Annotated in this window: 19 protein-coding genes and 1 pseudogene; 10 read left to right on the forward strand and 10 right to left on the reverse strand. The window is 73.1% G+C overall.

The window, feature by feature from the left end; genetic code table 11:
- Positions 1-115: 115 nt before the first annotated feature.
- The 3 genes from IE185_RS04890 (at position 116) to IE185_RS04900 (ending at position 5,681) form a co-directional block, all read left to right on the forward strand.
- Entirely contained in the window at positions 116-3,601 is a 3,486-nt protein-coding gene (locus IE185_RS04890) for a DNA polymerase III subunit alpha (RefSeq protein ID WP_138895441.1), read from the forward strand.
- The gene (locus IE185_RS04895) at positions 3,598-4,575 is read left to right on the forward strand and encodes a DNA polymerase Y family protein (RefSeq protein ID WP_138895440.1); all 978 of its coding nucleotides are present in this window, start codon (positions 3,598-3,600) and stop codon (positions 4,573-4,575) included. Before IE185_RS04890 ends, IE185_RS04895 begins: the two co-directional genes overlap by 4 nt.
- A 236-nt stretch (positions 4,576-4,811) precedes the next feature.
- Positions 4,812-5,681, forward strand: a complete 870-nt coding sequence (locus IE185_RS04900) for an esterase/lipase family protein (protein WP_189714700.1) — start codon at positions 4,812-4,814, stop codon at positions 5,679-5,681.
- 64 nt (positions 5,682-5,745) lie between these two features.
- On the opposite strand, the gene IE185_RS04905 is transcribed toward IE185_RS04900, so the two are convergent.
- Both IE185_RS04905 and IE185_RS04910 read right to left on the reverse strand, forming a co-directional pair.
- The gene (locus IE185_RS04905) at positions 5,746-6,798 is read right to left on the reverse strand and encodes a lytic polysaccharide monooxygenase auxiliary activity family 9 protein (RefSeq protein WP_138908256.1); all 1,053 of its coding nucleotides are present in this window, start codon (positions 6,796-6,798) and stop codon (positions 5,746-5,748) included.
- 265 nt (positions 6,799-7,063) lie between these two features.
- A complete protein-coding gene (locus IE185_RS04910; protein WP_268246655.1) occupies positions 7,064-7,759 on the reverse strand; it encodes a response regulator in 696 nt (231 codons plus the stop codon).
- 142 nt (positions 7,760-7,901) lie between these two features.
- Here IE185_RS04910 and IE185_RS04915 point away from each other — a divergent pair, with 142 nt between their 5' ends.
- The 5 genes and pseudogenes from IE185_RS04915 to IE185_RS04935 form a co-directional block, all read left to right on the forward strand.
- Positions 7,902-8,885, forward strand: coding sequence for a Bug family tripartite tricarboxylate transporter substrate binding protein (locus tag IE185_RS04915; protein ID WP_138897356.1), 984 nt, complete (start codon positions 7,902-7,904; stop codon positions 8,883-8,885).
- Positions 8,882-9,415: a tripartite tricarboxylate transporter TctB family protein gene (locus IE185_RS04920; protein ID WP_138897355.1), complete on the forward strand. Its 534-nt coding sequence runs from the start codon at positions 8,882-8,884 to the stop codon at positions 9,413-9,415. Before IE185_RS04915 ends, IE185_RS04920 begins: the two co-directional genes overlap by 4 nt.
- Positions 9,416-9,418: 3 nt before the next feature.
- On the forward strand, positions 9,419-10,918 hold the full coding sequence (locus tag IE185_RS04925) for a tripartite tricarboxylate transporter permease (protein ID WP_138897354.1): 1,500 nt from the start codon (positions 9,419-9,421) through the stop codon (positions 10,916-10,918).
- Positions 10,915-11,367 carry a GNAT family N-acetyltransferase gene (locus IE185_RS04930; RefSeq protein ID WP_138897353.1) on the forward strand — a complete coding sequence of 151 codons (453 nt, stop codon included), beginning with the start codon at positions 10,915-10,917 and terminating at the stop codon, positions 11,365-11,367. Before IE185_RS04925 ends, IE185_RS04930 begins: the two co-directional genes overlap by 4 nt.
- A 36-nt stretch (positions 11,368-11,403) precedes the next feature.
- Positions 11,404-12,489: pseudogene (locus IE185_RS04935) on the forward strand (methyltransferase domain-containing protein); the annotation flags it as partial.
- 193 nt (positions 12,490-12,682) lie between these two features.
- On the opposite strand, the gene IE185_RS33825 reads toward IE185_RS04935, so the two are convergent.
- From IE185_RS33825 to IE185_RS04950, 3 genes are all read right to left on the reverse strand, one after another.
- Positions 12,683-12,919, reverse strand: coding sequence for a hypothetical protein (locus IE185_RS33825; RefSeq protein ID WP_189714705.1), 237 nt, complete (start codon positions 12,917-12,919; stop codon positions 12,683-12,685).
- 268 nt (positions 12,920-13,187) lie between these two features.
- Entirely contained in the window at positions 13,188-13,691 is a 504-nt protein-coding gene (locus IE185_RS04945) for a ribonuclease FAU-1 family protein (protein WP_138897329.1), read from the reverse strand.
- The gene (locus IE185_RS04950; protein ID WP_138897330.1) at positions 13,672-14,592 is read right to left on the reverse strand and encodes a GNAT family N-acetyltransferase; all 921 of its coding nucleotides are present in this window, start codon (positions 14,590-14,592) and stop codon (positions 13,672-13,674) included. Before IE185_RS04950 ends, IE185_RS04945 begins: the two co-directional genes overlap by 20 nt.
- 70 nt (positions 14,593-14,662) lie before the next feature.
- Here IE185_RS04950 and IE185_RS04955 point away from each other — a divergent pair, with 70 nt between their 5' ends.
- Positions 14,663-15,037 (forward strand): GntR family transcriptional regulator, encoded by a 375-nt coding sequence (locus IE185_RS04955; protein ID WP_189714707.1) that lies wholly within the window; start codon positions 14,663-14,665, stop codon positions 15,035-15,037.
- A gap of 91 nt (positions 15,038-15,128) precedes the next feature.
- On the opposite strand, the gene IE185_RS04960 is transcribed toward IE185_RS04955, so the two are convergent.
- On the reverse strand, positions 15,129-16,238 hold the full coding sequence (locus IE185_RS04960; RefSeq protein WP_138897332.1) for a DUF5925 domain-containing protein: 1,110 nt from the start codon (positions 16,236-16,238) through the stop codon (positions 15,129-15,131).
- Positions 16,239-16,379: 141 nt separating this feature from the next.
- Between IE185_RS04960 and IE185_RS04965 the strand changes: the two genes are divergently transcribed.
- Entirely contained in the window at positions 16,380-17,801 is a 1,422-nt protein-coding gene (locus IE185_RS04965) for a glycoside hydrolase family protein (protein ID WP_138897333.1), read from the forward strand.
- Between the two features lie 42 nt (positions 17,802-17,843).
- Here IE185_RS04965 and IE185_RS04970 read toward each other — a convergent pair whose 3' ends face one another.
- Genes IE185_RS04970 through IE185_RS04985 form a run of 4 tightly spaced genes read right to left on the reverse strand, consistent with a single transcriptional unit; the run spans position 17,844 to position 24,307 of the window.
- On the reverse strand, positions 17,844-21,659 hold the full coding sequence (locus IE185_RS04970; protein WP_189714709.1) for a lipopolysaccharide biosynthesis protein: 3,816 nt from the start codon (positions 21,657-21,659) through the stop codon (positions 17,844-17,846).
- Positions 21,652-22,425: a polysaccharide deacetylase family protein gene (locus IE185_RS04975; RefSeq protein WP_138909603.1), complete on the reverse strand. Its 774-nt coding sequence runs from the start codon at positions 22,423-22,425 to the stop codon at positions 21,652-21,654. Before IE185_RS04975 ends, IE185_RS04970 begins: the two co-directional genes overlap by 8 nt.
- Before the next feature lie 20 nt (positions 22,426-22,445).
- Positions 22,446-23,489 (reverse strand): glycosyltransferase family 2 protein, encoded by a 1,044-nt coding sequence (locus IE185_RS04980; protein WP_138899257.1) that lies wholly within the window; start codon positions 23,487-23,489, stop codon positions 22,446-22,448.
- On the reverse strand, positions 23,486-24,307 hold the full coding sequence (locus IE185_RS04985; protein WP_138899256.1) for a glycosyltransferase family 2 protein: 822 nt from the start codon (positions 24,305-24,307) through the stop codon (positions 23,486-23,488). The genes IE185_RS04980 and IE185_RS04985 overlap by 4 nt, the downstream gene beginning before the upstream one ends.
- Between the last annotated feature and the right edge of the window lie 225 nt (positions 24,308-24,532).

Raw genomic sequence — 24,532 nt, forward strand, 5'->3', positions numbered from 1 at the left:
GTGGGGCCGGGCCGAATGGCTGAGGGCACGCGTATCGCACGCACGTTCGAAACTTGGTCTATGGTGGAGATGGGGGAGGTGAGACAGGATTGAGCCAGGGGATTCAGGAGGTGCGATGCCCGTGTTCACGCATCTGCACACCGTTTCCGGATTCTCCGTGCGCTACGGCGCCTCTCACCCGGAGCGGCTGGCCGCGCGTGCCGCCGAGCACGGCATGGACGCCCTCGCCCTCACCGACCGCGACACCGTCGCCGGCACCGTCCGCTTCGCCAGGGCCTGCGCGAAGGCCGGCGTCCGTCCGCTCTTCGGCGCGGAGCTGGCACTGGGGCCGGGGGAGCGCGGCCGTGACGAGGAGGGGCGCACGCAGCGCCGGCGCACGCCGGTGCGCGGCGGAGCCTTCGTCGACGAGTCCGCACCCCGCGCCACCTTCCTCGCCCGGGACGGCGCGGCGGGCTGGGCGGACCTCTGCCGGCTGATCACCGCCGCCCACGAGGCCGGCGGACGCAACCCCGTACTCGACTGGGACCGCAACCACGGCGACGGACTCACCGTGCTCCTCGGCCCGGGCTCCGACGTCGGCCGCGCGCTGGCCGCCGGCCGCCCCGACCGGGCCGCCACCCTGCTCGCGCCCTGGCGGGAGATCTACGGCGACGCCCTGCGCCTCGAAGTCGTCCACCACGGCCGTACGGGCACGGGCCCCGGCTCACTGCGGCTGGCCGCCCGCACCCTCGGCCTCGCCGCCGAACAGGGCGTGGCCCCCGTGCTCACCAACGCCGTGCGGTACGCCGACCCGGGGCTCGGGCCGGTCGCCGACGTACTCGACGCGGCCCGCAGGCTCGTCCCCGTCGACCCGCGCGGCCCTCTCGACAGCGGCGAGCGCTCGCTCAAGGGCGCGCAGGAGATGGCGCGTACCGCCGAGCTGGTCGCGGAGGCCGCCGGATACCGCCGCGCCGCCGCCCACCGGCTGCTGGCCCTGACCGAGGAGACCGCCGCCGCCTGCCGAGTCGACCCCGAGGACGACCTCGGGCTCGGCACCGTCCACTTTCCCGAGCCGCACCTCGTCGGCGCCGGCCGCCGCACCGCCCAGCGCGTGCTGGCGTCCCGGGCCACCGCCGGCATGCTGCTGCGCGGCTACGACCGGGGGCCCCGGGCCCGTGAGTACTGGCAGCGGATGCACCACGAGCTGGACATCATCGCCCACCACGGTTTCGCCTCGTACTTCCTCACCGTCGCCGGGGTCGTCGACGACGTGCAGAACATGGGCGTCCGGGTCGCCGCGCGCGGCTCCGGCGCGGGATCGCTCGTCAACCACCTCATCGGCATCGCCCACGCCGACCCCGTCGAGCACCACCTGCTGATGGAGCGCTTCCTGTCCAAGCGGCGCTCCGCGCTGCCCGACATCGACATCGACGTCGAGTCCGCCCGCCGACTGGAGGTCTACCGCGCGATCATCGGCCGCTTCGGCGCCGAGCGGGTCGCGACCGTCGCCATGCCCGAGACGTACCGGGTGCGGCACGCCGTACGGGACGTGGGCGCCGCACTGTCCATGGACCCGGCCGAGGTGGACCGCATCGCCAAGGCGTTCCCGCACATCCGGGCGCGCGACGCCCGCGCCGCGATGGAGGAGCTGCCCGAACTGCGCGAGGTGGCCGCCGACAAGGACCGGTACGGGCGGATGTGGGACCTGGTCGAGGCGCTGGACGCGCTGCCGCGCGGAGTTGCCATGCACCCGTGCGGAGTGCTGCTCTCCGACGCCTCGCTGCTGCGCCGCACGCCCGTCATGCCCACCAGCGGCGAGGGCTTCCCGATGTCCCAGTTCGACAAGGACGACGTGGAGGAGCTCGGGCTGCTCAAGCTCGACGTACTGGGCGTACGGATGCAGTCGGCCATGGCGCACGCGGTCGCGGAGCTGCGGCGGGCGGCGGACGTGACGCTCGACCTCGACGACCCGGAGCAGGTGCCGCAGGGCGACCCGGCGACGTACGAACTGATCCGCTCGACCGAGACGCTCGGCTGCTTCCAGATCGAGTCGCCGGGCCAGCGCGATCTGGTCGGCAGGCTCCAGCCCGCGACCTTCGGGGACCTGGTCGTCGACATCTCGCTGTTCCGGCCGGGGCCCGTCGCGGCCGACATGGTGCGGCCCTTCATCGAGGCCAGGCACGGTCGCGCGCCCGCCCGCTACCCGCACCCGGACCTGGCGGACGCGCTGCGCGAGACGTACGGCGTGGTCGTCTTCCACGAGCAGATCATCGAGATCCTGCGGATCATGACCGGCTGCGACCGGGGCGAGGCGGACCAGATGCGGCGCGGGCTCTCCGACCCCGGGACGCAGGGGCAGATCCGGGCCTGGTTCGCGGAGCGGACGGGGCAGCGGGGTTACTCGCCCGAAGTGACCGCCCGTACCTGGGAGATCGTCGAGGCGTTCGGGTCGTACGGCTTCTGCAAGGCGCACGCGGTCGCCTTCGCCGTGCCGACGTATCAGTCGGCGTGGCTGAAGGCCCATCACCCGGCCGCCTTCTACGCCGGGCTCCTCACGCACGACCCCGGCATGTACCCGAAGCGGCTGCTGCTCGCGGACGCGCGGCGGCGCGGGGTGCCCGTGCTGCCGCTGGACGTGAACCGGTCGGCGGCCGCTCATCAGATCGAACTGGTGTCTGGCGGAAAGGGTGCTAAAGGAGCTTCTAAGGGGATGTGGGGAATCCGGCTCGGACTCATGGACGTCCACGGCATCAGCGAGGCCGAGGCCGAGCGGATCGTCGCGGGCCGGCCCTACTCCTCGCTGCTCGACCTGTGGCAGCGGGCCCACCCGAGCCGGCCCGTCGCCGAACGGCTCGCCCAGGTGGGCGCGCTGGACGCGTTCGGCGCCAACCGCCGCGACCTGCTCCTCCACCTGTCCGAACTCCGGGCGGGGCAGCGGACCTCGGGCGCGTCCGGCGGCCAGCTCTTCCTCGGCGAGGGCCAGAAGGCCGCCCCGGCCGGGCTCCCCGATCTCAGCGAGGCGGAGCGCCTCAGCGCCGAGCTCGGCGTCCTCGGCATGGACGCCTCCCGGCACCTGATGGGGGACCACTACAGCTTCCTCAAGGAGCTGGGCGCGACCTCCGCCAAGCGGCTGCGGATGGCCGAGCACGGCCAGACCGTCCTGGTCGCGGGCGCCAAGGCCGCCACCCAGACCCCGCCGATCCGCTCCGGCCGCCGGGTCATCTTCACGACCCTCGACGACGGTACGGGCCTGGTCGACCTCGCCTTCTTCGACGACAGCCACGCGACGTGCGCCCACACCGTCTTCCACTCCTGGCTCCTGCTGGTGCGCGGAGTGGTGCAGCGGCGCGGGCCGCGCAGCTTCAGTGTGGTCGGGTCGGCGGCCTGGAACCTCGCGGAGCTCGTGGAGCTGCGGCGTACGGGCGGCCTCGACGCGGTCGCGGCGCGGCTGGCGGCGCCCGCCGGGCCGGCGGAAGAACAAGAGGGCGAGGCGGACGGCGGCCGGCGCGTCCACCTGCCCACCGGGTACGAGATGAATCCGTGGGCGGACCTCCAGCCGGCGGGCGAAGGCGTCCCGACCGGCCGCAAGTTGTGGCATTCGAGCCCGGGGAGTGCGGGATGATCCTTTACGTACGCTTCCACGCCGCGGACGCCGAGCTGTCCGAGGCCGCGCTCCCCACCCTGCTCGGGCTGATCGAGGACATCACCCCCGTCGTCCAGGCGCTGCCGCCCGACGGCGCGCTCGTCGACGTCCGGGGCGCCGAGCGGTACTTCGGGCGGGACGCGGCCGGGCTCGCCGCCCTGCTGCGGGTGCGCGCCCTCGCGCACTGCGGGGCCGACTGCACGATCGGCGTGGGCGCGAACCCGCTGCTGGCCAGGACCGCCGCGCGGGACGCGCCGCCGGGCAGGACGCTGGTCGTACCCGGCGGCCCGGAGGCTGCCGCGGAGTACCTCGGCCGCAAACCCGTCGCCTCGCTCCTCGGCGTCGGACCCGCCACGGCCCGCACCCTCTGCTCGTACGGGCTCGACACCGTCGGCCGGGTCGCCGCCGCGCCGCTCGCCACCCTCCAGCGGATCGTCGGCGCGCGGGCGGGGCGCGAGCTCCAGGAGCGGGCGCGCGGCATCGACCGTACGCCGGTCGTCCCCAACGCGGCCTCCCGCTCGCTCGCCGCCGAACGGCGCTTCGACCGCGACGAACTGGACCCGGTCCGCCACCGCCGCGCCCTGCTCTCCCTCGCGCAGGAGGTGGGGGTCAGGCTGCGCGGCGAGGAGCAGGTCTGCCGCTCGCTGGCGCTCACCGTGCGGTACGCCGACCGCTCCACCACCACCCGCACCCGGACCCTGGTGGAGCCGACGGCCCACTCGGCGGCGCTCACCGCCGGGGCGTACGGGCTCTACGCGTCCCTCGGCCTGCAACGCGCCAGGGTGCGGGCCGTCGCGCTGCGCGCGGAGGGGCTGACTCCGGCCGAACAGGCCGCGCACCAGCTGACGTTCGACCCGGCGGACGACAAGGCGCGCCGGATCGAGGCGGTGGCGGACCGGGCGCGAGCGAAGTTCGGCCCGCGAGCGGTGCTCCCGGGGTCACTGGCCGCCTGACGGGTGCGTCGGCCGAGAGTCGCGCCCGGCGGCCCGTCAACTGCCCCGGCACGCCCTGGCCGGCGGCGGGCGGTTGCCTCGGGTGTCCGCCGTGACCCGCTGGTTGACTCTTCGTCAACTTTTACCTACGCGTCACTTCACTCTTCACCTACTCGCGCGTAATTTAGCCGCAGCACGGCATCAGTGTGATCCGGATCACGCCGCCCTTTCCCCTTGAGCCGCAAGGAGATCACCCGATGCTGCCCTGGAAGCGTGCCCTCAGACCGGCCGCCGCCCTGCTCCTCGCCCTCGCCGTCATTCTCGGCCTCACCACCACCGCCACGGCGAGCACCGCGTCCGCCGCCCCCACCAGCGGATGGAACAACTACTCCTGCAAGCCGTCCACCGCCCACCCCCGCCCGGTGGTCCTCGTCCACGGCACCTTCGGCAACTCCGTCGACAACTGGCTCGGCCTCGCCCCGTACCTGGTCAAACGCGGTTACTGCGTCTTCTCCCTCGACTACGGGCAACTCCCCGACGTGCCGTTCTTCCACGGCCTCGGCCCGATCGACAAGTCGGCGCAGCAGCTCGACACCTTCGTCGACAAGGTGCTCGCCGCCACCGGCGCCCCCAAGGCCGACCTCGTGGGCCACTCCCAGGGCGGCATGATGCCGCGTCACTACCTCAAGTTCCTCGGCGGGGCCGACGAGGTGAACGCCCTCGTCGGCATCGCGCCCGACAACCACGGCACGACGCTCCTCGGCCTCACCGGACTCCTGCCGTACTTCCCGGGCGTCGGCCACCTGCTGACCACCAAGACCCCGTCCCTCGCCGACCAGGTCGCCGGGTCCGCCTTCCTGACCAGGCTCAACGCGGGCGGCGACACCGTTCCCGGCGTGCGGTACACGGTCATCGCGACCCGGTACGACGAGGTGGTCACCCCGTACCGCTCGCAGTTCCTGGACGGTCCCGGCGTACGGAACGTCCTGCTCCAGGACCTGTGCCCCGTCGACCTCTCCGAGCACGTGGCGATCGGCCTGATCGACCGGATCGCGTTCCACGAGGTGGCCAACGCCCTCGACCCGGGCCGGGCCACCCCCACCACCTGCGCGTCGGCCCTCGGCTGAGCACGGGGCTGCCGCCCCCACCCGGGAAACGAGGTGGGGGCGGCAGCGGTCGTACGGGTCCGGGTCAGCGGCGGGCGGCCCTGCGGCGGACCGAGCCGAACATCACCGCGGCGCCGACGGCGAGCGCGGCGGCGCCGCCGATCGCGATGTACGGAGTGGTGCTGTCGCCACCCGTCTCGGCCAGGTTCTCACCGGCGGCCGTGGTGACCGGCCGCGTGGCGTCGCTCTTGGCCTCCGGCGCGTTGACGCCGGGCTCCTCGGACGGCTTCCCGGCGGCGGGCTCGGCGGCCTCGTCGCCGGCGGGCCGGCCGTCGTCCTGGCCGGTGGCCGGGGCGGTCTCCTCGGCGCCGGTCTCGTGGTCGTCGTCGCCGTGGCCGCCGTGCTCCACGGACGACTCGTCGGCGCCGTCCGCGATGTCCTGCTCGCTGGGCGCGGACGCGACCGGGGCGGGCGCGGCGCCCGAGCCGCCGCCGGTGTCCTTGCCGAACACCACGTCGGAGCAGGTGTAGAAGGCCTCGGGGCTGTCCGAGCGCTGCCAGACGCTGTAGACGAGGTGACGGCCCGACTTGCCCGGGACGGTGCCGTCGAACACGTAGTCGCCGTTCTCCATGCGCGGGTCCGTGACGCTGACGAAGGGCTTGGCCTCCAGGTCGGACCACTTCAGCGGCTTCGCCGGGTCGTACCCGTCCTTCGTGATGTACAGCTCGAACGAGCCCTTGTGCGGGGCGGTGCCCTTGTAACGGAAGGTGTGCTTGCCCTCGGCGAGCGCGGACGCGGGCCAGTCGGCGCGCGGCAGGTCCAGCCCCTTGTACTTGTCGTTGCCGGCGCTGCACAGCTCGCCGTCCGGGATCAACTGCTGGTGCTTCCCGGCGGCGTTCGCGATGTTCACCGCGTTCCAGTCGTAGAACGCCTGCGCACCGCTGGCCGCGACCGCCGCCTTGCACGCCGCCGAGTCGGGGCTCTCCGGGCCCTCCGCGTAACAGGCCGACACCCGGGAGACCGGGTCCGTCATCGATCCGTGGGCGGAGGCCGGAGCGGTGGACAGGGCGGTCAGCGCCAGCGGCGCGAGGCCGAGGGCGGCTACGGAGGCTGCGGTACGACGGCGACGAGCGGTCATCGGGACGTTCTCCTTGCGGTGGGAAGCATGTGGGGGCACGGGGGCGGGGATCGAGTCCGGCGGCGCGGCCCCCCGAGAACCAGCGGCGCCGACGGACTGAACCCCACCCCGGCGATCAGCACGCTAGCCCCAGGAATCGGCGAAAACCCCTGCTGAGGACGGGGAACGGCGATCTTTATGGTCCCTTTAAGGGGCCACTCAGCGATCGTTAAGAACGGCCCGGGTCAGGCGTCGGCCGGCCCGTACGCGGTGGTCCGTCCCGGCGTCAGCCGACCCATCGGTAGCGGCGCTCCGGGCGGCCCGTTCCGCCGTACCGCAGCGTCACCTCGGCCCGGCCCGTGTCGGCGAAGTACTCCAGGTAGCGGCGCGTGCTCACGCGGGACAGCGACCCGGCCTCGGCGCACTCGGTGGCGGACAGGCCACCCGGGTGCTCCCGCAGGGTGCGCTCCACCAGCTCCGCCGTGTGCGCCGCGAGGCCCTTGGGCAGCTCGCGCGAGCCCGGCGGGCGGGTGCCGAAGATTTGGTCGACGTCGGCCTGGCGCGCCTCGCCCTGCTCGGCGAGTTCGTCGAAGCGGGCGCGCATGGACGCCACGTGCCGCAACTGCTCCTGCAAAGCGGCCCGGTTGAACGGCTTGATCAGGTAGTGCAGGGCGCCCGCCCGCAGCGCCGCCCGGATGATCTCCGCGTCCCGGGCCGCCGTGATGAACAGGGCGTCCACGGTGTGCCCGGTGGCGTGCCGCTCCTCCGCCGCGCGGAGTTCGCGCAGGACGCCGATCCCGTCCATGTCCGGCAGGTACACGTCGAGCAGGACCAGATCGGGACGAAACCGCTCGGCCGCGCGCAGCGCCTCGGCGCCGCTGTGCGCCACCGCGACGACGGTGAACCCGTCCATCGCGGACACGTAGCGGCTGTGCAGCTTGGCGACCATGAAGTCGTCGTCCACCACCAGCACCTTGGTCACCGCGCAAGGCTAGGGCGCGACCACAACGACCACAACGTCCGTTGATTGCGGAAGGGAGACAGCTTGTTAACACGCGGGCAACATGTGGGCCACTTCACAACTTCCCGTGAAACCCCAGTTCACACGACAGGTGGTGGCCCAGGTGCGCATGCGCACTCCCCTCGCCCTGCTCGGGGCGGCACTGCTGGTACTGGTGGGGCCGCCGCTGCTGACGACAGGCAGCGGCGCCGACACCGGCACGCAGATCCCCGGCCTGCGCTTCATGGTTCCCAACACACCCGGCGGCGGTTACGACATCACGGCCCGTACGGCCGCGAAGAACGCCGAGGACGCCGGCCTCACCCACACCATCGAGGTCTTCAACCTGCCGGGCGCCGGCGGCACCGTCGGCCTCACCCGGCTTGTCGGCGAACACGGCAACGGCAAGCTCGCCATGTCGATGGGCCTCGGAGTCGTCGGCGCCGTACACACCAACAAGTCGCCGAAGACCCTCGGTGACACGACCCCGATCGCCCGGCTCACCGAGGAGCAGGACATCGTCGTCGTCGCCAAGGACTCCCCGTACAAGACCATCGACGACCTCGTCGCGGCCTGGAAGAAGGACCCCGCCAAGCTCCCCGTCGGCGGCGGTTCCTCACCCGGCGGGCCCGACCACCTCGCTCCCATGCTGATGGCGCAGGCCGCCGGCATCGAGCCGAAGTCCGTCAACTACATCCCGTTCGACGGCGGCGGCGAGCTGCTCGCCTCCATCCTCGGCGACAAGGTCGCCTTCGGCGTCTCGGGCGTCGGCGAGTACCTCGACCAGATCAAGTCGGGCGAACTGCGCCTGCTCGCCGTCACCGGACCCAAGCGCGTCAAGGGCCTCGACGCCCCCACCCTGCGCGAGTCGGGCCTCGACACCGAGTTCACCAACTGGCGCGGCGTCGTGGCGCCGCCCGGCCTCACCGACGCCGAGCGCGACAAGCTCGTCACGCTCGTCGAGAAGCTGCACGACTCGCCCGAATGGCGGGAGTCGATGAGGAAGAACGGCTGGGACGACGCGTTCCTGGCCGGCGAGAAGTTCGGCGACTTCCTGGACGAGCAGGACAAGCGCGTGGACGCGGTGCTGAAGGAGCTGGGGCTGTGACCACCGGAACCCGCACCCCGGCCGAGGCCCGCACGCCCCGGTCCTGGCTGCGCGAGCACTCCGAGATCGGCGTCGGCGTACTGCTGTTGCTGCTCGGCGTCCTCGTGCTCACCGACGCCCTCACCATGGACGTCGACCTCACCCAGCGCGGCCCCGTCGGCCCCAGGACCGTCCCGGTCGTCGTCGGGACAGGCCTGCTGCTCGTCGCCGTACTCCTCGCCGTCGACGTCCTGCGCGGCGGGCGCGGCGAGGCCGAGGGCGGCGAGGACATCGACCTCAGCGAGCCGAGCGACTGGCGTACGGTCCTGCTCCTCGCGGGAGTCTTCCTCGCCCACGCCGTGCTCATCGGCCCGCTCGGCTTCCCCGTCTCGGGAGCCCTGCTCTTCTGGGGATCGGCGTACGCGCTGGGCAGCCGCCACTACGACCGCGACCCGCTCATCGCCGCCGGCCTGTCCCTCGCCACGTACTTCGTCTTCGACAACCTGCTCGGAGTCCCGCTCCCCGGTGGCCCCCTGATGGAGGTGCTCTGAGTCATGGACTCCCTCAACTCCCTTCTCGACGGCTTCGGTACGGCCCTCACCCCGGTCAACCTGCTCTGGGCCGCCATAGGCGTCCTGCTCGGCACCGCCATCGGCGTCCTGCCCGGCATCGGGCCCGCGATGGCCGTCGCCCTGCTGCTCCCCGTGACGTACGGGCTGGAGCCCACCGGCGCGTTCATCATGTTCGCCGGCATCTACTACGGCGCCATGTTCGGCGGCTCCACCACCTCGATCCTGCTCAACACCCCCGGCGAGAGCGCGGCGGTGGTCGCCGCCATCGAGGGCAACCCGATGGCGAAGGCCGGACGCGGCGCGCAGGCGCTCGCGGCCGCCGCCGTCGGCCACTTCGCGGGCGGCATGATCGGCACGATCCTGCTGGTGGCGCTCGCCCCGACCGTCGCCTCGCTGGCCGTGGACATCGGCGCGCCCGACTACTTCGCCATCATGGTGCTCGCCTTCATCGCCGTGACGTCCGTGCTCGGCTCGTCCCGCGTCAGGGGCGCGGCGTCGCTGCTCATCGGCCTCACCATCGGGCTCGTCGGCCTCGACCAGATGACCGGCCAGCAGCGCCTCACCTTCGGCTCGCTCCAGCTCGCCGACGGCATCGACGTGGTGATCGTCGCGGTCGGCCTCTTCGCGATCGGCGAGGCCCTGTGGGTCGCCGCCCACCTGCGGCGCGGCGTGTCCGAACCCATCCCGGTCGGCCGCCCCTGGCTCGGCAGGGCGGACGTGCGGCGCAGCTGGAAGTCCTGGCTGCGCGGGCCCGTCATCGGCTTCCCGTTCGGCGCCGTCCCGGCCGGCGGCGCGGAGATCCCGACGTTCCTCTCGTACGTCACCGAGAAGCGCCTGTCGAAGCACAAGGAGGAGTTCGGGAAGGGCGCGATCGAGGGCGTGGCGGGACCGGAGTCGGCGGCCTCCGCCTCGGCGGCCGGCACCCTCGTCTCGATGCTGACGCTCGGCCTGCCGACGACGGCCGTCGCCGCCGTCATGCTGGCCGCCTTCCAGCAGTACGGCATCCAGCCCGGCCCCCTGCTCTTCGAGCGGGAACCCGACCTGGTGTGGGGCCTGATCGCCTCGCTCTTCGTCGGCATGGTGCTGCTGCTCCTGCTCAACCTGCCGCTGGCGCCGCTGTGGGCGAAACTGCTGCGCGTCCCGCGCCCGTACCTCTACGCGGGGATCCTCTTCTTCGCGGCGGTCGGCGCGTACGCCGTGGGCGGCGAGGCGCTCGACCTGGTGATCCTGCTGGTCATCGGCCTCATCGGGTTCGGCATGCGGCGGTACGGGCTGCCGGTGCTGCCCGCGGTGATCGGCGTCATCCTCGGCCCGGCCGCCGAACAGCAGTTGCGGCGGGCGCTCCAGATCAGCGACGGCAGCGCGGCCGGACTGGTCGACACCCCCTTCTCGGTGACGGTCTACGCCGTCGTCGTGGTGCTGCTGGCCTGGCCCTGGCTGAAGAAGGCGGTGACGCGAGGCCGTCGTAACGTGTCGGCATGACCGACGACGCCATCCGTCCCGCCACCCCCGCCGACGTACCGAGGGTGAAGGCCGTGACCGACGCGGCCTATCACCACTACATCGAGCGAATCGGCGTCGTACCGGGCCCCATGGAGGCCGATCACGGTGCGAACGTCGCGGCGGGGCGGGTGTTCGTCACCGGCGACCCCGTCATGGGGGTCCTGGTCCTCGTGGCACACGAGGACCACCTCTGGGTGGACTCCGTCGCCGTCCACCCCGACGCCCAGGGCACCGGCACGGGCCGCCGCCTGCTCGCCTTCGTCGAGACGCACGCGCGCTCGCTCGGTCTGCCCGAGGTGCGGCTGCTGACGAACGCGAAGATGTGGGAGAACCAGAAGATGTACGCCCGCTACGGCTACGAGCAGGTGGAGCGGCGGGCGGAGGGCGAGTACGACCGCTTCCACTACCGCAAGCGGCTGCCGGCGTGAGCGCGACTGTCAGTGGCGGCTGCGACGATCGGAACCATGACGAGGATTGACTGGGACGCCACCGCCGACTCCTTCGACCGGGAGCCGGACCACGGCCTGCACGACCCCGCCGTGCGCGCCGCGTGGGCGGCGCGCATGAGGACCTGGCTGCCGGCTGACGGGCGGCCGGCCGAGGTGCTTGATCTCGGCTGCGGCACGGGCAGTCTGTCGCTCCTGGCGGTGGAGCAGGGCCACCGGGTGACGGGGGTGGACCGCTCGCCGCGCATGGTGGACCTGGCGCGGATCAAGCTGGCCGGCACGCGGGCCGAGATCCTCGTCGGCGACGCCCACCGGCCACCGGTCGGGGAGCGGAGATTCGACGTCGTGATGGCCCGTCATGTGCTGTGGCTGCTCCCCGACGCCGCGGCGGCTCTGCGGCACTGGTGCTCCCTGCTGAAGCCCGGCGGGCGACTGCTGCTGATCGAGGGGGCCTGGGGCGGCGACGGCATCCCGGCGGCCGAGCTGCTGGCGGCGCTGACCCCGCTCACCTCGCACGTACGGCACGAACCGCTGTCCGCCGACGCGACCCTGTGGGGCCGTCCGGTCGACGACGAACGGTACGCGCTGGTCGCCCGCCCCGCCCGGCGCCCCCGCCACACCGAAGTGGTCGACGTGCACCTCATCCTGCGCCGGGGCGACGAGGTGCTGCTCGCCCGCCGGTCCGGCACCGGGTACGCGGACGGGCTGCTGCACGCGCCGTCGGGGCACGTCGAGGACGGCGAGGACGTACGGGCCGCGCTGATCCGCGAAGCGGCGGAGGAGATCGGCGTCGCGCTGAGCCCCGACGACCTGCGCGTGGCCCTGGTCATGCAGCACCGGGGACCGCGCGGCAACCCGAGGACGGGCTGGTTCTTCGCAGCGGAGTGCGGCCCGGACCTCGCACCGTACAACCGGGAACCGGACAAGTGCTCCGGGCTGGCCTGGTACCCCTTGCACGCGCTGCCCGCGGACATGGTCGCCTACTGCCGGGCCGGCCTCGACGCGTACCGGGCGGGCGAGCGCTTCGTCCTCCACTGGCACGAGGACGGCGACGCGATCGTCCACGAGCCACAGGGTGTGCGCCGAGCGGTCCACCTGCCGGCGACGGACCCGCCGGCCTGAGAGAGCGCACGCGTGTACGCGAGGATGTACGGACGAGACGTGTCCCGGGCGCGCTCGCCGCCCTGCTGCCTCCGCTCGTGCTCGCCGCCTGCGGCACCGGGAAGGCGAACGACGCCGGGGGCCCGCGGTCGGCCGAACTCAGGGCGCGGGCCGGTGAGTCGGCGATCGAGCTGATCTACGTGACCGAGGCGCCGGGGTTCGAGCTGGCCGAGCAGTCCGTCGGCGTCATCGGGAACGACGGCTTCTCGGCCGCGTACGTCTCCGCCGGCACCGGCGGCCAGATACAGCTCTCGGTCGACCGGGGAAAGCTCGACGGCGCGGTCTGCCCGAAGCCGGGGGAGGGCTCCTCCGGGGCCGGCGCGACCGCCGTGTGCGAACGCGACGGCGACCTCCGGTACCGCGCGACGGGCACCACCCATGAGTACGCGCGAGCGTACGACGGCCACGTCGTGCGGGTCGGCGCCGACCCGAAGCTCGTGGACCGCGCGACCCTGCGGCGCGCCGCCGGGAAGGCGCACCGGGCCGACAACGAGGAGCTGGACGAGGTGCTCCCGCCGAGCGGCCGGGGCTCCGGCGCCGGTGGCGGCGGGATGCCCGAGCGCGGCGACCTGCCCCCGGTGGGGGGACGGCGCCCCCCGCGACGAGGTCGGCGCCTCCGGCTGATCCGCTTCCGCTCGGCCTCAGGGACCGAGCAGGCCGGCGAAGCCCCCGCCCCGGGCGCGCAGTTCGAGATCGTCGAGCGAGCGGCTCGCCTCGGCCGCCGCCTCGGGGTCGCGCGCCGCGAGCCCGCTCGCCGCGAACTCGTCCTCGTCCAGCCGCAGGACCTCGCCGCCGTCCGCCGACACCCACAGGTCGAGGTCCAGGTCCTCGACCTCCACCCGGCCGCCGCCGACGACCGCCGGGCGCGTCACGTCGCAGTACCAGCCCTTCAGCGTGCCGTCACCCGACCTGACCTCCTTGACGGCGTACCACCGGTCCCGCCAGTAGTGCTCCGTGAACACGTCGCCCGGCTCGAACCGGACGAAGCCGAAGTCCCGTACGCCGGGGGCCGCCCACGGCGCGCGCACCACGAGGTGCGTGCCGTCGTCGGAGAGGACGGACGCCGGGTAGCGGATCTTCGTACGGCCGGCCTTGACGAGCGCGATCTCGATCCCGTCGTCGTTGTCAGCCGAGTTCACGGACATGGCGTACCTCCGAGGCACAGATCTCGTAACCGAACCACTGATTGACGGCCAGCATGGGACGGTTGTCCGCGTCGTTGCTCGTGAACGCGTCCGTGTAGCCGGCGGCCCGGGCCCGGTGCAGCGAGTCGGCCTTGGCGAGCTTCGCGAAGCCGCGTCCGCGCTGGGCGCGCAGGGTGCCGGTCATGCCGGACCAGTACCGGGTGAGGCCGTCCGTATGGGCCGCGGTGAAGGCGGCGACGCGCCCGTCGGCCATCACCACCGTGGAGAGGCCGTGGTCGAGCAGCGGATGGTTCCAGGTGTGGCTGACCCAGTCGTCGAAGTCCGTGAAGTCGGTGCTGATGTCGCTCGGCTCGTCGGCCGTGGCCTCGGCGTCGGCCTCGAACATCGGCCTCGGGTCGTCCATGAAGTCCGCCGCCGTACGGAGTTCGACCCCGGCGGGCAGGGACGGACGCCCCGGCAGCCGGCCGTTCGCCAGGTCGAGGCGCTGGAAGTGCAGGGACCGGGTCGGCCGGTAGCCGCGCCGCTCCGCGAAGGCGCGGGACTCCGGCGTGTCCTGCACCCACGCGTAGACGGCCGTGGCGCCCTCGGCGCCGAGGTGCTCCTCCGCCGCGCGCAGCAGGAGCGCGCCCGCGCCCCGGCGGCGGTGGCCGGGGCCGATGTGGGGCGTGACGAAGGACTGGCCCGGTTCGGCGCTGTCGTACGCGATGCCCGCGAAGGCCGTGCCGATGACCTCGCCGTCCTCCTCGGCCACCAGCATGCGCATCTTCTTGTCCGGGTGCGCGGTCTCCCGCTCGAAGGCCACCGACTCCCTGGTCGTCACCATGAAGGGGACCGACGCGCGGCGCACCCGGATCCAGGCGTCGGTGTCGGCGGGCGAGAAGTCACGAACGAGCACGGTCATGGAGCGGCACGTTACGCGGCGGACGTCCGGTGGTGCCTCCCCTTTTCCGGCGGTGGGGGACAATCGGGCCGTGACCCTGAACATCGCCATCGACGCGGACTCCGGCAGCGCTCCGTACGAGCAACTGCGCGCCCAGATCTCGGAACAGGCCCGTGCCGGCGCCCTGCCGGTGGGCTACCGGCTCCCGACCGTACGCGGCCTCGCGGAGGAGCTGGGGCTCGCCGCGAACACCGTCGCGAAGGCGTACCGGGCGCTGGAGAGCGACGGGGTGATCGAGACGCGGGGGCGGAACGGGACGTTCGTGGCGGCGGCGGGTGACGCGGCCCAGCGCCAGGCCGCGGCGGCGGCCGCCGGATACGCGGAGCGGGCCCGGCGCCTCGGCCTCGGCCGCGCACAGGCGCTGGCGGCGGTGGAGGCCGCGCTGCGAGCGGAGTACGGGGAGTAGGCGCCGGGGTGCTCAGGCCCCCGGGGCGTCTCCTCGGCAGGGCGAACGCCGCACGGGCCGCAGCCTCCGCGCGGCGTCACGGCCGACGCCGCTACAGGTACAGCCCCGCGTCCGAGCCGTCCGGCTGGGCCGGGACCGACGCCGGGCCCGTGCCGCGGCGCAGTGCGTACAGCTCCGCCAGCGTCGCGCCGTCGCGGCCGACGGCCTCCTCCCGGCCGCTCACCTCCGGGCCCAGCCAGCCCATCGCCTCCGCCCGCGTCAGTGACCCGACCTCGATGCGCGCCATGCAGCGCCCGGGCCGCACCACCGCCGGGTGCAGGCGCTCCAGGTCCTCGTTGGTGGTGACGCCGACCAGGACGTTGCGCCCCTGCCCCAGCAGACCGTCCGTCAGGTTCAGCAGGCGCGACAGGGCCTGGCCCGCCGTGTGCTTGGCCTCGCCCCTGATCAGCTCGTCGCAGTCCTCCAGCAGGAGCAGCCGCCACCGGCCCTTCGCCGAGCCGTCGTCCTCGCCGATCGCGATGTCCATCAGATAGCCGACGTCGTTGAACAGCCGCTCCGGGTCGAGGACGCAGTCGACCTGGCACCAGTCCCGCCACGAGCGCGCGAGCGTACGCAGCGCCGACGTCTTGCCCGTTCCCGGCGGCCCGTGCAGCAGGAGCAGCCGGCCCGCGATGTCGTCCGGGGTCACCTTCATCAGCCGGTCCAGTGCCTCGGCGACCGGAGCGGTGTAGTTGGGCCGGACCTCCTCCCACGTACCGGCGGAGATCTGCCGCGTGGTGCGATGCGGGCCGCGGCGCGGGGAGACGTACCAGAAGCCCATCGTGACGTTGTCGGGCTGCGGTTCGGGCTCGTCCCGCACGCCGTCGGTCGCCTGGTCGAGGATCCGCTCCGCGAGCTCCGAGGTGGTGGCCGTCACCGTGACGTCCGCGCCCCGGGTCCACCGCGACACCAGCAGCGTCCAGCCCTCGCCCTCCGCGAGCGTCGCACTGCGGTCGTCGTCTCGGGCGGCGCGCAGGATCCGCGCGGCCGGCGGCAGGAGGGTCGCGCCCGGCTTGACGCGGTCGATCGACTTGCTGTGGGAGTACGGCTGCTCGCCCGTCGCGAAACGGCCGAGGAACAGCGCGTCGACGACGTCCGACGGCGAATCGCTGTCGTCGACGTTCAGCCGGATCGGCAGAGCGGCCTCAGGGTGTGCGGACATGGCGCCCATGATCCGGCACACGGCCGCCTGCTGCACCCCGGTTTCCCACGTTCATCCTTTCCACGCGGCAGCGTGCCGTTACGTGCCAGTTCCTCTGAATACCTACCGGAATGCCAACCCGCGCCGATACGCTGGACGGTGATGGGACGCCATGGGTGGAACTCCGGGACCGGGCGGTGGCGGCTCACCGCGTTGATCGGCGTGGGCCTTGCCGCGATGGCCCTCGCACTGACGATGTGCGCCACGTACTCCGACGGGCCCGGAGGCGGCCGTGACGCCGGCACCACCGCCGACGGCGACAAGGTGCACGGCACCCCCGTGCCGCCGCGCGGAGACCCGCAGCCCGAGCTCGGCTGGGGCTTCACGCACACGCAGTACAGCGCCGACGAGGGCGACGCCGACGCCCGGCGCCGGGCCGAACAGACGCTGTCCGCGCAGCCGGTGCCGCAGATCCAGCACATCATGGGATGGGGCGCGGAGAACCCGGAACCGTCCCCGGGCCGCTACCGGTTCGACGAGCTGGACAGCCGGATCGACCTGATCCGCAGGACCGGCGGAACCCCGGTCGTCACCCTGTGCTGCGCGCCCGACTGGATGAAGGGCGGCAAGGAGGGGGGCACCGACTGGAGCAGGAAGGCCCTGGAGACAGCTCCCCTGCCCGAGCACTACGACGACTTCGCGAAGCTCGCCGGCACCGTCGCCAAGCGCTACCCCGACGTCCGCCACTTCATCGTCTGGAACGAGTTCAAGGGCTTCTTCGACGACGATCGCGGGCGCTGGAACTACGAGGGCTACACCGAGCTCTACAACCTGGTCCACGCCGAGCTGAAGAAGGTCGACAAGGCCAACCTGGTCGGCGGCCCCTACCTCGTCATGGACAGTTACGAGCCGCGCGACCCGACGTACGCCTCCGCGCTCAAGGGGCCCTGGGGCAGCGTCGACCAGCGCGTCCTCGACGCCTACGCGTACTGGAACGAGCACAAGAGGGGCGCCGACTTCGTCGTCGTGGACGGCGCCAGCTACACCCGCGACGACGAGCTGCTGCCCGACACGTTCCGCGCCACGGAGAAGCTGACGGCGGTGAGCGAGTGGATCGGCGACCGGTCGGGCGGGCTGCCGGTGTGGTGGGCGGAGTACTACGTCGAACCGGGCGACGACGACGACGACCGTCACGGCTGGAGCGAACCGCGCCGCGTCGCCGTCCACGCGTCGGGCCTGATGGCGATGGCGAGAGGCGGCGCGAGTACGGCGTTCTACTGGAATCCGCAGAACAGGGGCGCCGCGTGCGCCGGATGTCTGTGGCGTTCCACGCAGCTGAGCGACGGCGGCGGGGCGCTGCCCATGATGAAACTGCTGTCGCGGTTCGCGAAGGAGTTCCCGCCCGGCACCCGGTACGACGACACCGTGCGGACCGCCGCCGCCGAGGACGCGCCCGACCTCCGTGTCCTGGCCGACGACGAGGTCGTCCTCGTGGTGAACACCCTCGACCGGCCCGTGCGCGCGAAGGTCGACGGCACGTCGCTCGACCTGCGCGGGTACGAGGTGAGGTGGCAGGCGAGGTGAGGCGGGCGGCGCGCCGAAGCCGCCCCGGCCACCCCTCCCACCTCACGACATCGTCAGGAAGCGCTGCACCAGCGACGCCAGCAGCACGGCCATCAGCGGCAGCGAGAACCAGAACGTGCTCTGGAGCCACTGCAACTGCCGCACGCCCGGCGCCACCGCCACCCGTACGACCTCCCGCGCCGCCAGCAGCACGATCAGCGCCAGCGCGGCCAGCGCGCCCACCACCGACCACGGCGTCCACGTGATCTTCGGACCCGGTGGGCCCGGGTCGGGCCGCTCGACCGGGCCGTCGGGCTGCTCGCGCAGCGCGTACAGCGACACGTCCGCGTTCGCCAGGACCTTCCTCAGCTCCGGCCGCTCGTCGAGGTTCGCGGTCAGCCGCTTCTCCCAGGTGGGCGAGTAGCCGGCGTCGAGCCGCAGATACGTCGACTGGCTCCGGTTGATCATGAGGTACGCGTTCGGCCCCGCGGTCTTGAGCGACTTGACCAGACCCGCGACCAGGACCGGGTCCCTGGGGGCGAGCGTCGGTACGTAAGCGACCTTCTCCATGTCCCGCGCGCCCCACGGGATCGCCGGCGTGACCTCGTCGACGGGGTCGTTGCTCATCCACAGCAGCCGCACCGACGGGTCGTCGTGCGCGTACACGAACTCCATCGCGGCCACCTCCCCACCCCGGGTCCGCTCGAAGGACTCGTTGCCCCAGCGGGAGACGAGGAAGCCGCCCATCAGGACCAGGCCCGTCAGCAGCGCGGCCAGCGGCGCGAGGCTCTTGCGGTCCGCCTCCCGCTCGGCGGCCGTGACCCCGGTCCGGGGGAACAGCGCGAGCCCGGCCAGCAGGGCGGCGCCCGGCAGCGCGAACATGAAGACGCGCAGGGCCATCTCGCCGCCGTACGACTGCATGCCGAAGCCGAGGAACGGCACGAAGGCCAGCACGAGCAGCGAGCGCTCGCTGTAACCGGCGAAGCGCCGCCGCCACCAGCCCCAGCACGCGAGGGCCATCACACCGCCGGCCATCGCGACCCGCACGTACAGCACCAGCTTGTGCGTCGAACTGCCGCCCTCGATGCGGCCGGACACCGACGAGGTCACATTGCCGCCCACGCCGCCGACCCCGCCGAACAGCTCGTCGAAGTGCCCCGACCAGTACGGCTCCGCGAAGAAGCCGATCCAGACCGCGACCAGGACGGCGAACAGCATGGGCAGCCCGCGCAGCGTGGAGCGGCCCGCCACCACCAGGACGGCGAGCACACCGAGCATCACGAACGGCGTGAGCTGGTGGGCCGGCACGGTGGCGGCGAACAGCCCGGCCAGCACCAGCAGCAGCACCGCCTTCTCGCGCCGCCCGGCCGGCCTCACCTCGGCCTCGCCAGGGCGCCGCCTGGTCCACAGCACGCGCGGCTCACGGAACCAGACCAGCAGCACCGCGACGAACGCGAGGTACATCCCGTACGTGAAGCCCTGCGGCGAGAAGTAGTCCTGGCCGACCCAGCCGCTCAGTACGAAGATCCACGCGCCCGCCCACCGGGCGCGCCAGCCCGCCCGCATCGAGCGCGTCAGCAGGAACAGCGGCGGCAGGTAGAGGAGTTGCATGGCCAGTGGCCACCAGCGGATGACCGGTGTCATGTCCGTCACGCCGCACGCCTCGGCGACGAAGGCGGCCAGGGCGAAGAAGCCGGGCCAGCTCCAGCGCGCGTCGAGGTCGGGCACCGCCGTGCCGGTCCGCTCGATGTAGTCGAGGAAGCCGAGGTGCTGCCAGGCGGTCGGGAAGCGCGGTTCGGCCTCCAGTACGGCGGGCAGGGCGTGCAGCGACACCACCGTCGCCAGCAGCGCCACGGTCAGCAGTACGGTCCTCGGCCGGTCCAGCCACAGCAGCGAGGCGAACGACACCGCGAGCAGCCCGGCGCCGAACAGCGTCGCCCCCGGCAGTACGGAGACCAGGCCGAGGCCGCCCATACGGTCCAGACCGGCCTCGCCGATGCCGCGCACCGGCAGCCAGTAGAGCGCCAGCGCCGCCAGGAGCAGCAGGACGACGGTGAGTTCGGGCGCGCGGGTGCGCAGGGCGCGCATCGTGGTGCGGCGGGGCGCGGGCGGTGCGCCGAGCGCCGGGGCGGCGGGCGGCACGCGCTCCTCGCTCGCCTCGGGGGACGGTGGGCCCGCCGGTACGGAGGCGGGGGAGCGGGCGGGCACGGCCGCCCCGGGCAGCGGCGGCCTCAGCGCCCACGTCGGCCGGGTGCCGTGGCCCTCGCCGCCCGGCCGGTCCGCCGGTGCGGGCGTACCGGCGGCCGGGGCCGGCGGCCCCGGCCGCACATCGGGCCGGCGCTCCGGGTGGTCGAAGTCCAGGCGCACTCCGAGCGGCATGGTGGGCGAGTCGAGGGCCGACCGCAGCGCCCAGCGCGTCCCGAACTCGCCGCCGGACGGCTTGTCCCACTCCGTGCGCTCGCCGCCGACGGCGACCCCCGCGTCGCCGTCGGCCGCCAGGTCCGCCAGGTCGCCGTCCGGAGCCGTCGCGTCCGCGCCGGTGGACGTCGCCGGCGGCGCCGACCGCACCACCCGGTAGAGCATCACGCCCGCGACCGAGGCCACGACCGCCAGGCTGGAGATCTCCGCGATCCCCGCCCCCACGAGCCCCATGCGCGGCAGCAGGAGAAGCGTCAGCCCGAGCACCAGGACGCACAGCCCGCCCTGGAGGTAGGCGAGCGGGGAGGTGCGGCTCTGGGCGCGCAGGACCGCGAAGTACACCTCGATGACGACGCGCAGCAGCGCGCCGACGGCGAACCAGCGCAGCAGCGGGGTCGCGGCGTCGGCGTACCCCTGGCCGAACACGCCCAGGATGTACGGGGCGCCGAAGAACAGGACCGCCGCGACCGGCAGCATGATGCGCGCCATCCGGCGCAGCGCGGCGCGGCAGTTGTGGGCCAGGGTGCTCGGGTCGTGCGCGCCTTCCACCGTCAGGGAGGCGCCCATGTTGATCGCGAGCAGGTTGACCGTGCCGCCGATGGTCGTGGTGATGTAGAAGTACGCGTTGTCCTCGGCGCTGACCTGCGAGGCGACGATCACCGGCACCGCGTAGACGACCGCCAGCGAGAAGAGCGACCCCGTGTAGTCGCCGGCCAGGAACCGGCCCATCTGGCGCAGCGTCGGCGGCCGGGCGCGGTCCTCGGTGGCCGCCACGTGCCGCGGCACCAGGCGCCGGAAGACCAGCCACCCCAGCGGGATCACCGACACGGCGATCGCCGCGACCCACGAGACGAACACGCCCGCGGTGGGGACCGAGGCGGCGATCACGACCAGCAGCACCAGCTTGACCGCCGAGAAGACGGTGTTGCCCACGGGCACCCACAGCGCACTGCGCAGGCCCGTCAGCACCCCGTCCTGGAGCGTGAGCAACGACCAGGCGACGACGGCGAGCACGAAGCCGGCGCCGTTCAGCGGGCCGTTCAGGAAGCTGTACGAAGGGCCCCACAGGCCGAGCGTCGACAGGAACACCAGCGCCGCACCCGCCACCACCACGGAACTGCCCGCGTACGTCCGCAGCACCAGCCGCCCGGTCCCGCGCCCCGCCACCGGTATGAACCGGGCGAGCGCCCCGGTCAGCGTCAGCGCGGTCAGCCCGGCCAGCAGCTTCATCGCGGCGATGGCCGCCGAGCCCTGTCCGACCGCGGACTCCGAGTAGTACCGGGCGGCGGCCAGCCAGAAGCTCAGACCGAGCAGCGCGCTGATGCCGGTGTTGAGCATCAGCGCGTAGGCGTTGCGAAAGAGCGGACTGCCGCCGCCGCTCCCCGGCAGGCGCAGGCGGCGCCCGGTCGGCGGCTCGTCCTTCGCCGGGCTTTCGGCCCGGGCGGTGGTCGTGTCAGACACGGCTCCTGTTCACCTTCCGGCCGACCGCGCGGGCTCTGCGGACCACGGCGTACCCCTTGGTGAGGACCCGGCTCCCGGCGAACGTACGGGCGACGGACCGCCCGTGCACCAGACCCTCGAACTCCTCGATGCCGGTGGTGCGCCGTACGGTCACCCGTGCCAGGGCGTACGGCCCCTGGCACCGCTGGGCGAGGGCGTTGCGCACGGCGAGCGACTGCGCGAAGCCGGCCTCGCGCACCGTGCGGCGCACCCGCCGGCTGGAATAACCGTACGGGTAGGCGAAGGACACGGGCCGGGCGCCCAGTTCCTGCGAGATGATCTCCCGGCAGCGCCGGGTCTCGAACCACAGCTCGTCGTCCGCCAGTTGGTCCATCTGCGGATGGGTGTGGCTGTGGCCGCCGATCTCGGTCCCGGCGGCGGCCAGTTCCCGCACCTGGTCCCAGTCGAGCATCGTGTCGAGCGCGCCGCCCGCGTCGTACGGGCCGCGCAGCCAGCCCGTCGAGACGAAGACGGTGGCGGCGAAACCGTGCCGGGCCAGGGCGGGGAGGGCGTGCCGGTGCACGCCCTCGTAACCGTCGTCGAAGGTGATCAGCACCGGCCGCCGCGGCAGCGTCCCGTCGCCCCGCCAGGCCGCCCCCAGCTGCGCGGTGGTCAGCGGGGTGAAGCCGCGTTCGCCGAGCAGCGCCATCTGCTCGGCGAACGCCTCGGGGGAGACCGACAGGCCGTACGCCGCCTTCGCGGGCCGGGGCCCCACCGCGTGGTACATCAGGATCGGAACCGGCCCGCTCACGGCGCCTCCCCCCGCACCCGGGGTCTGCCGGCGGTGGCCGCCGGACCCGGCCCCGGAGCCGTGCCCGGGATCGAGAACATCGCTCCTCCCCTCCGGGCCCGGAGGCTGCCGAGCACGTAACCGCCCGCGGCCGCCGCCACCCCGGCCACGATGGCCCCGGCCCGGCCCGCGCCGCCCGGCCGCCCGAGGGCCGCGTCGCGCAGCCCCCGGGCGACACCGGCCGGCAGGACCCGGGTGGTGTAGCGGCGTTCGGACTCGAGCCCCTTGCCCATGCCCACACTCCGTGCCACGAGTGCCTTCGACAACCCCTCGGCGTACGCGCGCGTACGGAAGTAGCCGAACCGCTCGCGGACGGCCGGGACCTTGTGGTGGATCACCGAGCGGTCGTCGATCAGCAGCACCGCGTCCGGCAGGGCCCGGGTGAGCCGGATGCACAGCTCCGTCTCCTCGCAGCCCAGCGGCCGCTTGTCGCCGTCCCTCCCGATGCCGGTGGCGAACCCGCCCACCACCTCGAAGGCCGACCTGCGGAAGGAGGCGTTGCCGCCGAGGACGTTGCGGACCCGCACCCGTCCGGGCGGCAGGCCCCGGTACGTACAGCCGACGATCCAGTCGAACTCCTCCGGGAACCAGTGCGGCCGGCGGCCGGACGCCCACGCCGGCTCGGTCCGGCCCCCGACGGCCATGACGCGCGGGTCCTCGTACCCCTCGGCGAAGTGGCGCAGCCAGTCGCGCTCCGCCACGGCGTCGTCGTCGAGGAAGGCGACGATCTCGCCGCGGGCGGCGGCGATACCGGTGTTGCGGCCGGCGGAGAGGCCGCGGGGGCCCGCGTTGGCGAGCACCCGCACCTCCTCGTCCGGCGTCGTGTTCGCGCGTACTTCCTCGCTCAGGCGCTCCAGCAGCGCCGGATTGTGGTCCACGACCAGCAGGGTCTCGGCGGCGGGCCGTGACTGGCGGCGCACCGAGTCGACCGCCGCGAGGATGTCCTCCCAGCGGTCCTCGGTGTACACACAGATCACCACCGAGATGTCCAGGTGGCTCAAGACACCTCTCCCCGGCTGGCGCCGGGGGCGAAGACCGGCGGGCGGCGCCGTCCGGTGCGCCGCTTCCCCTGCTCCTTCAGGATCACTCTCAGGACGCGCAGCCCGTCCCGTACGGCGCTGAGGTTGCTCATGCCGTGGATGCGGACGTACTCGTGGCTGGGGATCTCCTGGACGCGCAGGCCGGCCTTGACGACCCGGATGTTCATCAGCGTCTCGACCTCGAAGCCCGTGCAGTCGAGGTCGATCTTGTCGAGGCAGTGCCGCCAGAAGGCGTTGTAGCCGTAGCAGAGGTCGGTGTAGCGGGCTCCGAACTTGGCGTTGACCACGGCGCACAGCACCCGGTTGCCGAGCTTGCGGATCGGCGTCATGTCGTCCGTGCCGCCGCCGTTGGCGAAGCGCGAGCCCTTGGCGAAATCGGCCCCCGACACGAGCGCCGACACGTAACTGACGATCTCGTGGCCGTCGGCCGAGCCGTCCGCGTCGACCATGACGATGATCTCGCCGGTGCAGGCGGCGAATCCGCTGATGAGTGCGTCGCCCTTGCCTCTTCCGCGCTGCTTGACGACCTTGATTCCCGGCCAGAGATCACGGGCCACCCGGACGGTGTCGTCGGTCGAATTCCCGTCGACCAGGATCACTTCATGGATCCAGGCCGGAAGGGTCTTGAAGACGTACGGAAGATTCTCCGCCTCGTTCATGGCGGGGATCACGACGCTCACCGGCGGCGCGATGGCGAGATGTGAGGAGACAGGCCGGTATGGGCTGTCGGAGATCAGTGGATCCTGGCCCTCGACAGCAGGGCGGAGGAATGAGCTCATGAGTCTTTTCCCTCTCCACCGGTGGACCGCCCGCCCCCGGGCGGTCCGGATGAGTTTCCGGTTCGAAAGGGGGGTTCTCGCCCGGCCCATGACGGAATACGTCTCCGTACTGGACGGGCGAGCTGGCACAGCTTTCCCACGCGGCACGCGACTCGGCACAGCGCTGATCGAATTCAGCACTGATCGCCGAGTACGACACCCCCCCTACCGCGCCCCGCACCGGCC

Origin of the sequence: Streptomyces chryseus (genome assembly GCF_014650755.1) — a bacterium.
Taxonomy (GTDB): domain Bacteria; phylum Actinomycetota; class Actinomycetes; order Streptomycetales; family Streptomycetaceae; genus Streptomyces; species Streptomyces chryseus.